The sequence below is a fragment of the Pseudomonas sp. genome, assembly GCF_049590575.1.
Taxonomy (GTDB): domain Bacteria; phylum Pseudomonadota; class Gammaproteobacteria; order Pseudomonadales; family Pseudomonadaceae; genus Aquipseudomonas.
The window spans coordinates 1-12,433 of sequence record NZ_JBAWDE010000200.1 but is presented as its reverse complement, the minus strand read 5'-3'; the positions used below and the strand labels follow the sequence as shown (position 1 = coordinate 12,433).

At 59.2% G+C, this 12,433-nt stretch carries 9 protein-coding genes and 1 pseudogene; 4 read left to right on the top strand and 6 right to left on the bottom strand.

Annotated features, from left to right (window positions below; genetic code table 11):
• Window positions 1-175: pseudogene (locus tag WBR57_RS13595) on the bottom strand (DUF2868 domain-containing protein); the annotation flags it as partial.
• Window positions 176-244: 69 nt separating this feature from the next.
• On the opposite strand from WBR57_RS13595, the gene WBR57_RS13590 reads away from it, so the two are divergent.
• The gene (locus tag WBR57_RS13590; RefSeq protein ID WP_424084251.1) at window positions 245-757 is read left to right on the top strand and encodes a dihydrofolate reductase; all 513 of its coding nucleotides are present in this window, start codon (window positions 245-247) and stop codon (window positions 755-757) included.
• Window positions 758-1,500: 743 nt separating this feature from the next.
• Here the strand turns inward: WBR57_RS13590 and WBR57_RS13585 are convergent.
• From WBR57_RS13585 to WBR57_RS13575, 3 genes are all read right to left on the bottom strand, one after another.
• Window positions 1,501-1,992, bottom strand: a complete 492-nt coding sequence (locus WBR57_RS13585) for a DUF6392 family protein (RefSeq protein WP_424084250.1) — start codon at window positions 1,990-1,992, stop codon at window positions 1,501-1,503.
• Window positions 1,992-3,455, bottom strand: a complete 1,464-nt coding sequence (locus tag WBR57_RS13580) for an S-type pyocin domain-containing protein (protein WP_424084249.1) — start codon at window positions 3,453-3,455, stop codon at window positions 1,992-1,994. The genes WBR57_RS13585 and WBR57_RS13580 overlap by 1 nt, the downstream gene beginning before the upstream one ends.
• Window positions 3,456-4,075: 620 nt before the next feature.
• Window positions 4,076-5,467 (bottom strand): L-cystine transporter, encoded by a 1,392-nt coding sequence (locus tag WBR57_RS13575; RefSeq protein WP_424084248.1) that lies wholly within the window; start codon window positions 5,465-5,467, stop codon window positions 4,076-4,078.
• Between the two features lie 242 nt (window positions 5,468-5,709).
• Here WBR57_RS13575 and WBR57_RS13570 point away from each other — a divergent pair, with 242 nt between their 5' ends.
• Entirely contained in the window at window positions 5,710-6,771 is a 1,062-nt protein-coding gene (locus WBR57_RS13570; RefSeq protein WP_424084247.1) for a haloacid dehalogenase-like hydrolase, read from the top strand.
• Window positions 6,772-7,013: 242 nt separating this feature from the next.
• Here WBR57_RS13570 and ilvD read toward each other — a convergent pair whose 3' ends face one another.
• Window positions 7,014-8,855: a dihydroxy-acid dehydratase gene (gene ilvD / locus WBR57_RS13565; RefSeq protein ID WP_424084246.1), complete on the bottom strand. Its 1,842-nt coding sequence runs from the start codon at window positions 8,853-8,855 to the stop codon at window positions 7,014-7,016.
• Window positions 8,856-9,231: 376 nt separating this feature from the next.
• Window positions 9,232-10,428 carry a class I SAM-dependent rRNA methyltransferase gene (locus tag WBR57_RS13560; protein WP_003213799.1) on the bottom strand — a complete coding sequence of 399 codons (1,197 nt, stop codon included), beginning with the start codon at window positions 10,426-10,428 and terminating at the stop codon, window positions 9,232-9,234.
• 278 nt (window positions 10,429-10,706) lie between these two features.
• On the opposite strand from WBR57_RS13560, the gene WBR57_RS13555 reads away from it, so the two are divergent.
• Window positions 10,707-11,519, top strand: a complete 813-nt coding sequence (locus WBR57_RS13555) for an HDOD domain-containing protein (protein WP_424084252.1) — start codon at window positions 10,707-10,709, stop codon at window positions 11,517-11,519.
• A 21-nt stretch (window positions 11,520-11,540) separates the two neighbouring features.
• Complete coding sequence (gene mutM / locus WBR57_RS13550; RefSeq protein WP_424084245.1) at window positions 11,541-12,353, top strand: bifunctional DNA-formamidopyrimidine glycosylase/DNA-(apurinic or apyrimidinic site) lyase; 813 nt, start codon at window positions 11,541-11,543, stop codon at window positions 12,351-12,353.
• Window positions 12,354-12,433 lie beyond the last annotated feature (80 nt).

Below are 12,433 nucleotides of genomic sequence, written 5' to 3'. Positions count from 1 at the left end.
GGCCATCCCGCTCGGCCAGGTGCAGGGCACGCTGCTGGATGCGCGTCGGCAGATCGCCACCGGCCGCGCGGGCCAGGCGGTTGGCTTCGAGGTCTTCCAGCGGGCCGGCGTGTTCTTCACGCAGGCGCACGGTTTCCGTCAGCCAGAGGGTGTGCAAGGGGTTCAGTGCAGTCACGCGCTGTCCTGTTGAGCAAGTGAGGTTGGAGCATAACCGCTCGGTCGCGGCTCTGGTATTCTCGTCGCCATGAAAAAAACTCTCCCTTTAAGCCTGATCGCAGCCCTCGGTGAAAACCGCGTGATCGGCGTCGACAACAGCATGCCCTGGCACTTGCCGGGGGATTTCAAATACTTCAAGGCCACCACGCTCGGCAAGCCGATCATCATGGGGCGCAAGACCTGGGACTCCCTGGGCCGACCGCTGCCGGGGCGCCTGAATATCGTGGTTAGCCGTCAGACCGATCTGGTGCTTGAAGGTGCGGAAGTTTTTCCGTCGCTCGATGCCGCCGTGGCGCGGGCTGAAGCCTGGGCGCTGGAGCAGGGCGTGGATGAGCTGATGCTGATCGGCGGCGCGCAACTGTATGCGCAGGGGCTGGAGCAGGCAGATCGGCTGTACCTGACGCGCGTTGCGTTGAGCCCGGAAGGGGATGCGTGGTTTCCGGCGTTTGATGCGAACCAGTGGAAGTTGGTGTCGAACGTCGAGAATCCGGCGCAAGGGGACAAGCCGGCGTACAACTTTGAAGTGTGGGAACGCGGCTAAGATCGTCCCCACACTCCGCGCCCCGCTTTAAACATCGGACGCAGAGCGTCTAGGGCTGCATCATCACGCGGAGCGTGGGAACGCTCAGATTAGTTGGCCTGCATCAGAACCACATAGATGGTCAGTCAAGGCCGGAATTGATCAACGAGAAACTGATGTTATTCACAGCACAGTTTTCAAGATAACTAATTATAACTTTGGCATTCGGATGTGATTCGCTGGACAGCCTATAGGTATCCCAGCCCCCCCCCCCGCATACCCAGCCCCCCGGGAAGCCTCGCAGGGTCACTGAAGAGCAATTCCACACCCTCTACCGGATGCATGGTTGGCCAATTGCTGTCCTCAAACGGCTTCACCAGCGGTAGATTGGGAATCTTCCCGTCTGCTACAAGTTCGGTGAAGTTCATCCCTAAACTCTTTACCCACAACTTAATGGTTTGAGCATCCATCAATACCACCCCAGTTCTTTATTGATTCTATGCATCTTGGCCAGCGCATCTTCAAAGTCTTCTTCCTTGAACCCCTTCTCAAGCATGTAGGGCTTTATTGCATAAAAATTTTGTTCTACCGCACTTCGCAAATCAGCAGCATCTGCCTGTTGTTTGAGTTTTGTATTTCTCCCTCCAAAGGCCTCACTGTATTTCTGGTGAACCCGAGCCGGTATTGCGATGCACCCGCCTCGTTACTCCCCCGACGGACGCGGAGCTTTCAGGACCGCATTCCCATGCGGAGCGAGGGTGCGACTAAATGTCGGTTCTAGTTACATCGATCAATGCGAAAGTGAGCGTTTTCACCAAGAGATCAGAGGTGTAGCTGAATCCTACTCGAGCATTTGGATGGTTTCTTTCATGTAGCCGATAGGCCTCCCATCCACCCATTTCCTTTCCATTACTCCCAGGAATTTTAGCTGCACCTAATGATTTTATCGGGGTGCCGAATCGGCTTCGTACGCAGGACTGTGTCATTTTAAGTTCGAACGGAAACGGCAAGCTAGCGTTATAAACAGGCTCTCCCTCATCAGTCTGGATAAGTGTCAAAATAATTTTTTCAAACCTTCTGTTATTATCCAGAAACCAAAGTTCAGCCCCGGGTATAGGATACTGAATGAATTCATTATTTTCGATGGCGCTGAATAATGGATTTAATGACTGGTTTGGAATGATGGCATTTGAAACCAAATCATCATAGGTGCGACCCAAACTTTTAATCCAATCATTAATCATCGCCGCGCTCATCAGTACCACCCATGCTTTTGATTGATGTCATGCATCTTAATACGAACTGCCTCAATGTCAGTTTGAGAATAACCATCTTTCAATAGGTAAGGTTGCAGAGCAGATAGGTTGCTGTCTACCGCGGCTCTGAGATCTTGAGCGTCCTTGTCTTGTCTACTTGCACTGTTTCGACCACCGTAAGTCTCGCTATATTGCTGATGAGTGCGGGCAGGAATGGCAACACTGGCTGCATTTTTGAGATATTCCTGTATTTTTCTTGCGCTTATATCCGGATTGATTCCCTTCAGGAAACGTCGTAACGCCGCTTGGGAGGGAATGTGGTCAACATGCATACCTTCTCGTGGTCGCCCATCGAAAGCGCCATATGTATCCACTTCTAAAGGTCTTACCGCTGGCTTGGCAAACACCAAATATAGCGGCGGTACACCCGAATCAGCGGGAAACGAAATGATCGTATCCTGCCAGGTAACATCCTCAGCTTCCCGGCCCGGATAGTGACTTAATGCTGAATCTTGCCCCACTGCAACCGGATGAACGAACACATTATCCAGGCGTTCCGGTGTGCCGGGATACGGGCTCGGCACACTCACCACCGGCCCATGATTTGGCGTCCAAGTGATGCTGATGCCATCGAGCACCGCCACCATCGCGCTTTTGTCAGCATTCCATCTGGCTTGTGCGACAGGCACACGATCTGCGCCACTTCCAGGCCTGGTATGTATGCCGTAAACGCGCAGTTCACCGGACTCATCCTGGCGAAACTGGAAACGCACCCGTGTACTGGCTGAACGCATCCCCTCCAACTGCTCCGGGGTGTACAGCGTTGAATCACCGATATCCCGAGGCCAGAATGCCAGCAGCACGAGGTTGAGGGCGGAACTGGCTCCGGCCAGCCCGCGCACGGCCCACGCACCAAGGTCGCTGCCAAGTGTTCCAGCAACCCTCCCGACAGCGCCCGCAGTGCCGGTCGAAGCCATGACGGCTGTGGTGCCAAAGTTCGTAGCGTGTTCAGGGCCGGTTCCCGCAGCCGTCGAACCGGCCGGCACCGAGACGCATGACTTGGCGAACACGCACGTGTCAGCGGTACGATTCATTGCGCCGGGATTGGAGAAGTGGGAAACGGGCGGGTTGGGTGTGTTTGGCCCTGTCCAGGTAAAGGTATCGCGCTGGGGTTGTGGTTCGAAGTCTTGGCTCTTGGAGTGTTGATTGGCGATCAGCGTCGGTGGCGGCTCGCATTTGCACATACACAGATCGCCTTCAAGCGCCGCTTGTTTGCCGCCCCAATCTTCGTGTAGGTGAGGGCCGGTAAGCACAATGACACCTTCCGTGCCGCATGCCGGACAAGCAACCCGGTCACCCTCCCTGGCGATCATCCGACCGTTGAAGCTGGTTCGCTCCATGCCGCTGATCACCTCGCCGCCTGCGGTGGTCTTCGCACCAGTCGTGATGTTGTAGCGCCTCAAATGAGGCTTTCCGGGTGGTAACTTGGCATGATTTCGTCGCCCATGCGCGTTCTACAGATGGCTTTGGCTGGGCAATGATTTGGTTGAACGTCAGGAGCGGTTTGGTTCATGGCACTTCCTTTTTTCAGATACGCCGCAGTGGCGCCAGGAAATGCTGCTGAATGATGGAAAGCCAGACAACTGACCGTTCGACTAGGTATTGGTAAAAACGGAAACGTCCGACAAGTCTTTGCAGTTGTCCCTAGGACACTTGATTTTTAGTCTCCGTACACCGCTGCAAACGCAGTGGTTGGGCTTCGCGGCTCGGATCGATTAAGCATTGCTTCCTTTGAGTTGACGATTTTTTATCGTCTACTGTGCGGCGCTATGGTGGCTGTACGCGGGATACCTTCGGGTATGCCGGTTCCTTAATCGCCGGTCCGCGAACCTGCGCACAGCCGCCACCTCAAATCGCTACTAGCAAGTCAGCTATTTGATCACCTACGCTCTGGGCTCATCGTTCTACACAAGTATCGAAAGCCTAAAAGCATCGGGGGCAAGCCCCCCTCCCACATTCGACCGCGTTCTCATATTGGAACTCGATCAACGGTGGGAGGGGGCTTGCCCCCGATAGCGGTCTGTCAGGCCTGCGCTAACTCGGCATGCTCATCCGCCTCCAACAACGCTTTATCCGTCTGCCCCATGATCTGGCTGGTAATCGCGCCCGCCGTCATCGAACCGTTCACGTTCAACGCCGTTCGGCCCATGTCGATCAGCGGTTCCACGGAAATCAGCAGCGCGACCAGTGACACTGGCAGGCCCATTGCCGGCAGCACGATCAGCGCGGCAAACGTTGCACCGCCGCCCACACCCGCCACACCCGCCGAGCTCAAGGTCACGATTGCCACCAGGGTTGCGATCCACAGCGGGTCCAGTGGGTTGATGCCCACCGTCGGCGCCACCATGACCGCCAACATCGCCGGATAGAGCCCCGCGCAGCCGTTCTGGCCGATGGTCGCGCCAAATGAGGCGGCAAACCCGGCGATGGACTGCGGGATACCCAGGCGGCGGGTCTGCGCTTCAATGCTCAGCGGAATCGCCGCCGCGCTGGAGCGGCTGGTGAAGGCAAAGGTCAGCACCGGCCACACTTTGCGGAAGAAGCGCAGCGGGTTCACCCCGGCCAGCGACAGCAGCAGGCCGTGCACCACAAACATCAGGCCCAGGGCCAGGTACGAGACCACCACAAAACTGCCGAGCTTGATGATGTCCTGCAGGTTGGAACCGGCGACCACCTTGGTCATCAGCGCCAGCACGCCGTACGGCGTGAGCTTCATCACCAGGCGCACCAGGCGCATCACCCAGGCTTGCAGGGTGTCGATGGCGCTGAGCACTTTCTGGCCTTTTTCCACGTCGTCCTTGAGCAGTTGCAGCGCGGCAACCCCGAGGAAGGCGGCGAAAATCACCACACTGATGATCGAGGTCGGCTTAGCCCGGGCCAGGTCGGCAAACGGGTTGGCCGGTACGAACGACAGCAGCAACTGCGGGATATTCAGGTCGGCGACCTTGCCCGCGTAATCACTCTGGATCACTTGCAGGCGCGCCATTTCCTGGGTGCCGGCCACCAGGCCTTCGGCGGTGAGGCCGAACAGGTTGGTCAGGCCGATACCGATCAGCGCCGCAATCGCGGTGGTGAACAGCAGCGTGCCGATGGTCAGGAAGCTGATCTTGCCCAGGGACGAGGCGTTATGCAGACGCGCCACGGCACTGAGGATCGAAGCAAACACCAGCGGGATCACGATCATTTGCAGCAGTTGTACGTAGCCGTTGCCGACCAGGTCAAACCAGCCGATCGAGGCCTTGAGTACCGGGTTGCCGTCGCCGTAAATCGTGTGCAATGCCGCACCAAACAGCACGCCGAGGACCAAGGCGAAAAGAACCTTCTTGGCGAGGCTCCAGTGTGTGCGGCGGGTTTGTGCCAGGCCCAGCAACAGGGCCACGAACACCAATAAGTTGAGAATCAGGGGCAGATTCATTGAAGCTCCGTTGAGAAGGCAGCCAATCGCGTGAGCCTGCGATTGCGAACCGGAAATGCTAACAGCTTGAAATATATTGATTTAATACCGATATGGAATGGCGACTGTCGCTTTTGGAATAAGGGTTTGACGCCCAGGCATATGCCTCTGGCGTTATCGCGACGCAAGCGGTCGCGCTCGTAGTGGGAACTGTCACAGGGATTTGTTAGCGTCGATGTCTTTCACTCAGGGAGACAACGCCTATGAAGCTCGCGCCGAAACTACTGGTATCTGCCGCATTCTGCCTCGGACTCGCCGCTCAGGCGTTCGCCGCCACCGAGTTGAAACACTGGCCGGCGCCGGCCGCCGAGCAACTGAACAAGATGATCGCCGCCAACGCCAACAAGGGCAATTTCGCGGTGTTCGACATGGACAACACCAGCTACCGCTACGACCTCGAAGAATCCCTGCTGCCGTACATGGAAAACAAAGGCCTGATCACCCGCGAGAGCATGGACCCGTCGCTGAAGCTGATCCCGTTCAAGGATACCGCCGACCACAAGGAAAGCCTGTTCAGCTATTACTACCGCCTCTGCGAAGTCGACGACATGGTCTGCTACCCATGGGTGGCGCAGATTTTTTCGGGCTTCACCCTCAAGGAACTCAAGGTCCAGGTCGACGAGTTGATGGCGTCCGGCAAACCCGTGCCGGTGACCTACTTTGAAGGCGACGCGGTGAAGAAATCCGAGGTGCAGCCGCCGAAGGTCTTCACTGGGCAGGCTGAGTTGTTCAACAAACTGACCGAAAACGGCATCGAGGTTTACGTGATGACCGCCGCTTCAGAAGAGCTGGTGCGCATGGTCGCCGCCGATCCGAAGTACGGCTACAACGTCAAACCCGAGAACGTGATCGGCGTGACCACGATGCTCAAAGACCGCAAGACCGGCGACTTGACCACCGCGCGCAAACAGATCGCTGCCGGCAAATATGACGAGAAGGCCAACCTCGGCCTGGAACTCACCCCGTACCTGTGGACCCCGGCGACCTGGATGGCCGGCAAACACGCGGCAATCCTCACTTACATCGACGAATGGAAAAAACCGTTGATCGTCGGTGGTGACACACCGACCAGCGACGGCTACATGCTGTTCCACGATGTGGATGTGGCCAAGGGCGGCATCCACCTGTGGATCAACCGCAAGGACAAATACATGACCCAACTTAACGGCATGATGGCCAAGCACGCAGCGGCCCAGGCCAAGGAAGGGCTGCCAGTGACGGCGGACAAGAACTGGGTGATCGTCAAGCCGGATGAGATTCAGTAAGACCGTGTCGCCTGCTTCGCGAGCAAGCCCGCTCCCACACTTGACCGAGTTCCAACATGAGCACGCGGCCGAATGTGGGAGCGGGCTTGCCCGCGAAGGCGGGGCATCAGGCAATACAGGAGTCGGTTGACCCACCGCTATCGCAGGCAAGCCAGCTCCCACATTTGATCTCTATTGGTTTGGAGATTTTATTCAGGCAAAAAAATGCCCCGCACGTGGCGGGGCATTTTTATGCGCGAGGCTTACAGGCCGTCGAGCATCGCCTTGTTACGTACCGCGCCCTTGTCGGCACTGGTGGCCAACAGCGCGTAAGCCTTCAGCGCGGTGGTCACTTTACGTGGACGTTTCTCCACCGGCTTCCAGCCTTTCTTGTCCTGCTCGACCCGGCGCGCGGCCAGTTCTTCGTCGCTGATCAACAGGTTGATCGAGCGGTTCGGAATGTCGATCAGTATCTTGTCGCCATCCTGCACCAGGCCGATTGCGCCGCCGGCGGCCGCTTCTGGCGAAGCGTGGCCGATGGACAGGCCCGAGGTGCCGCCCGAGAAGCGCCCGTCGGTCAGCAACGCGCAGGCTTTGCCCAGGCCTTTGGATTTCAGGTAGGACGTCGGGTAGAGCATCTCCTGCATACCCGGGCCACCTTTCGGCCCTTCGTAGCGGATGATCACGATGTCGCCTTCTTTCACTTCGTCGGCAAGGATGCCGCGCACCGAGCTGTCCTGGCTTTCGTAGATCTTGGCGCGGCCTTCGAACACGTGGATGGATTCATCCACACCGGCGGTTTTCACCACGCAGCCGTCCAGGGCGATATTGCCGTACAGCACGGCCAGGCCACCTTCTTGAGAGTAGGCGTGCTCGACACTGCGGATGCAGCCGTTTTCACGGTCGTCATCCAAGGTGTCCCAACGGGTCGACTGGCTGAACGCGGTTTGCGTAGGGATGCCCGCCGGGCCGGCCTTGAAGAAGTGATGCACGGCTTCGTCGTCAGTCTGGGTGATGTCCCATTTGGCGATGCCTTCGGCCATGCTCGTGCTGTGCACGGTCGGCAGGTCGGTGTGCAGCAGGCCGCCACGGGCCAGCGAACCGAGGATCGAGAAGATCCCGCCGGCGCGGTGCACGTCTTCCATGTGGTACTTCTGGATGTTCGGCGCGACTTTGCACAGTTGCGGCACGTGGCGGGACAGGCGGTCGATGTCGCGCAGGTCGAAATCGATCTCGGCTTCCTGAGCGGCGGCCAGCAAGTGCAGGATGGTGTTGGTGGAACCGCCCATGGCGATGTCCAGGGTCATGGCGTTTTCGAACGCCTTGAAGTTGGCGATATTGCGCGGCAGTACCGACTCATCGTTCTCGGTGTAGTAACGCTTGCACAGCTCGACGATGGTGCGGCCGGCCTGCAGGAACAGCTGCTCGCGGTCGCTGTGGGTAGCCAATGTGGAACCGTTGCCCGGCAGGGCCAGGCCCAGGGCTTCGACCAGGCAGTTCATCGAGTTGGCGGTGAACATGCCGGAGCACGAACCGCAGGTCGGGCAGGCACTGCGCTCGTATTCCGCGACCTTCTCGTCAGAAGCGCTGGAATCGGCGGCGATGACCATGGCGTCAACCAGGTCGAGGCCGTGGGAGGCGAGCTTGGTCTTGCCGGCTTCCATCGGGCCGCCGGACACGAAGATCACCGGAATATTGAGGCGCAGGGCGGCCATCAGCATGCCAGGGGTGATCTTGTCGCAGTTCGAGATGCAGACGATGGCGTCGGCGCAGTGGGCGTTGACCATGTATTCCACGGAGTCGGCGATGATCTCGCGGCTCGGCAGCGAATACAGCATGCCGTCATGGCCCATGGCAATGCCGTCATCCACGGCGATGGTGTTGAATTCCTTGGCGACACCGCCGGCGCGTTCGATCTCGCGGGCGACCAGTTGGCCCAGGTCCTTGAGGTGGACGTGGCCCGGTACGAATTGGGTGAACGAGTTGGCAATCGCGATGATCGGCTTTTTGAAGTCGTCATCTTTCATCCCCGTGGCACGCCACAGTGCGCGCGCGCCGGCCATGTTGCGGCCGTGGGTGGATGTTTTCGAGCGGTAATCAGGCATTGGAGCACTCCGGGCGGCTAATCAGGTACTTCTAATCAGGTACTAAAGGGAAGTGAGCCTCTATTGACGTCTGGAACACTCAGAAAATGGCCGTGTGTCCAAAAGTTGCCACTCGCGTCGCGGGATCGCCGCGTGCTTGGGCCTCGAGCTCATAAACCCGCCGGGGGATGACTGGCGATGAATAGGCCCGATTCTACACCGCTGGAGGCTGGAGGGAATGGCTGGAACCGTTAACGAGGCGGCTTCGGGACGGGTGGGGGGCGCCGTGCCCATGAGTTCAACGCCAGGGCCTGAGCTGACGAAAGTCAAAACCTGGGGCGGGACGAAACTTCCTAAAAATCTGTAGGAACCCGGAGGTTCCTACAGGCCAACGGCATTAGCTATTCGGCAACAACCGGCAGGTAATGCTCTTGATATAGCGAGTCTCGGCAATTGCCGGGTGCACCGGATGGTCCGGGCCCTGGCCGCCGCGTTCGAGCATCTGGATATTGCGGTCCAGGTGACGGGCGCTGGTCAGCAGGATGTTTTGCAGGTCGTCTTCCGGCAGGTGCATCGAGCACGAAGCGCTGACCAGGATGCCGTCCTTGCTGAGCAGGCGCATGGCTTGCTCGTTCAGGCGGCGGTAGGCGCCTTCGCCGTTCTTCATGTCTTTTTTACGTTTGATGAAGGCCGGTGGGTCGGCGACGATCACGTCGAAGCGTTCTTCGCTGGCTTTCAGTTCCTTGAGGGCTTCAAACACGTCGCCTTCGATGCAGGTCATCTTCTCGGCGACGCCGTTCAGCGCGGCGTTGCGCTCCACGCCATCCAGGGCGAAGGCCGAGGCGTCGACGCAGAACACTTCACTGGCGCCGAAAGCCGCGGCCTGCACGCCCCAGCCGCCGATGTAGCTGTAGAGGTCGAGGACGCGCTTGCCTTTGGCATACGGGGCCAGGCGCGCGCGGTTCATGCGGTGGTCGTAGAACCAGCCGGTTTTCTGGCCCTGGATCACCGGGGCTTCGAATTTCACGCCGTTTTCTTCCAGCGCGACCCACTCCGGTACCAGGCCGAATACGGTTTCGACGTAGCGGTTGAGGCCTTCGGCGTCGCGCGCGGCAGAGTCGTTCTTGAACAGGATGCCGCTCGGCTTGAGCACTTGGGTCAGCGCGGCGATCACGTCTTCCTTATGTGCTTCCATGGTCGCCGAAGCGATCTGCACCACCAGGATGTCACCGAAACGGTCGACGACCAGGCCCGGCAACAGGTCGGAATCACCGTAGACCAGGCGGTAGAACGGCTTGTCGAACAGGCGATCACGCAGCGACAGCGCGACGTTGATGCGGTGCACCAGCAGCGACTTGTCCAGCGGCAACTTGATGTCGCGCGACAGCAGGCGCGCGCAGATCAGGTTGTTCGGGCTCATGGCCACGATGCCCAGAGTCTTGCCGCCGGCCGCTTCCAGGATTGCCTGGTCGCCCGCCTGGAAGCCGTGAAGTGGGGTGGCGGCCACGTCGATTTCGTTGCTGTAGACCCACAGGTGGCCGTTGCGCAAACGACGATCGGCGTTGGCTTTGAGACGCAGGCTTGGCAGGGACATGACGTCGCTCCGGAAAAAAGAGCGGGAGTATACCTGTTGCGGCGCGGTTCATGTGGGAGTGGGCTTGCCCGCGATGCAGGCGGCGCGGTGTATCTGACGTACGGCGGTGATGCAATCGGGGGCAAGCCCCCCTCCCACATTTAGTCCGATTTCAATCGGGCATTTGGGTGTCGGTCAGGTTTGCTTAGAGGTTAGAATCCCCGCCTAGCCCAGAGTATGTACTTATGTCCCAAGAGCTTTCCGCCGAACAGATCCAACAGGCCCTGCAAGGCATCAGCGTGCCTCCCCAGCCGCAAATCATGGTGGATTTGCAGATGGAGCAGTACATGCCTGACCCAGACCTGGAAGTGATCGCGCGGCTGATCTCCCAGGACCCGGGCCTCTCCGGCGCGTTGCTGAAGATCGTCAACTCGTCGTATTTCGGGCTGAGCAACAAGATCGCTTCGATCCAGCGTGCGGTGAACCTGCTGGGTAGCCGTTCGATCATCAACCTGATCAACGCGCTGTCTATCAAGGGTGAAATGAGCGACGACACAATCGTCACCCTCAACCGCTTCTGGGACACCGCCCAGGATGTGGCCATGACTTGCCTCACCCTGGCCAAGCGTACCGGCTCCCAGGCAGTGGACGAAGCCTACGCCCTGGGGCTGTTCCACGATTGCGGCGTGCCGTTGATGCTCAAGCGTTTCCCCAACTACATGGCAGTGCTCGAACAAGCCTATGGCAACGCCGGCCCCGACTGCCGGGTGGTCGACACTGAAAACAATGCGTTCAACACCAACCATGCGGTGGTCGGCTATTACACGGCCAAATCCTGGCGCCTGCCGGAGCACGTGACCGACGCCATCGCCAACCATCACAACGCCCTGGCGGTGTTCAGCGATGAATCGTCACGCAACTCGCAGCTGAAAAACCTGCTGGCGATCCTGAAAATGGCCGAGCACATCTGTTCGTCCTACCGGGTGCTGGGCAACCAGGCGGTGGACCATGAGTGGAATGCGATTGGCCATCTGGTGCTGGACTACGTGGGCCTGTCGGATTACGACTTCGAAAGCCTGAAGTTATCGATCCGCGAACTGGGCGCGCACTGACCCGTCTTTCAAGAGGTACACATGCCCGAGTTACCCGAAGTCGAAACCACCCGCCGCGGCATCGCCCCGCACCTGGAAGGCCAGCGGGTCAGCCGTGTGGTGGTGCGTGAGCGGCGCCTGCGCTGGCCGATCCCGGAGGACCTGGACGTGCGCCTGTCGGGGCAGCGCATCGTGCTGGTGGAGCGGCGCGCCAAGTACCTGTTGATCAATGCCGAAGTCGGCACCTTGATCAGCCACCTGGGCATGTCGGGCAACCTGCGCCTGGTGGAAGTCGGCATGCCGGCGGCCAAGCACGAGCATGTGGACATCGAGCTGGAATCGGGAATGGCCCTGCGTTACACCGACCCACGGCGGTTTGGTGCGATGCTTTGGAGCCAGGACCCGCACAACCACGAACTGCTGGTTCGCCTCGGGCCGGAGCCGTTGACCGACCTGTTTGATGGCGAGCGTCTGTTCCAGCTGTCCCGTGGCAAGTCGATGGCGGTGAAGCCATTCATCATGGACAACGCGGTGGTGGTGGGCGTGGGCAATATTTACGCGACGGAAGCGCTGTTCGCGGCGGGCATTGATCCGCGTCGGGCCGCCGGCGGCATTTCGCGCGGGCGCTATTTGAAGCTGGCGATCGAGATCAAGCGTGTGTTGGCCGCTGCGATCGAGCGTGGCGGCACCACGTTGCGCGACTTTATCGGCGGCGACGGGCAGCCGGGGTATTTCCAGCAGGAACTGTTCGTCTATGGCCGGGGCGGCGAGGCGTGCAAAGTCTGCGGCAGCGAATTGTGCAACGTGGTGCTGGGGCAGCGGGCGAGCGTGTTTTGCCCGAAGTGCCAGAGCTGATTGCTGTGTGATGGCGGATAACGCCATCGGGGGCAAGCCCCCTCCCACATTTGAAACGCATTGCAAGTGTGGGAGGGGGC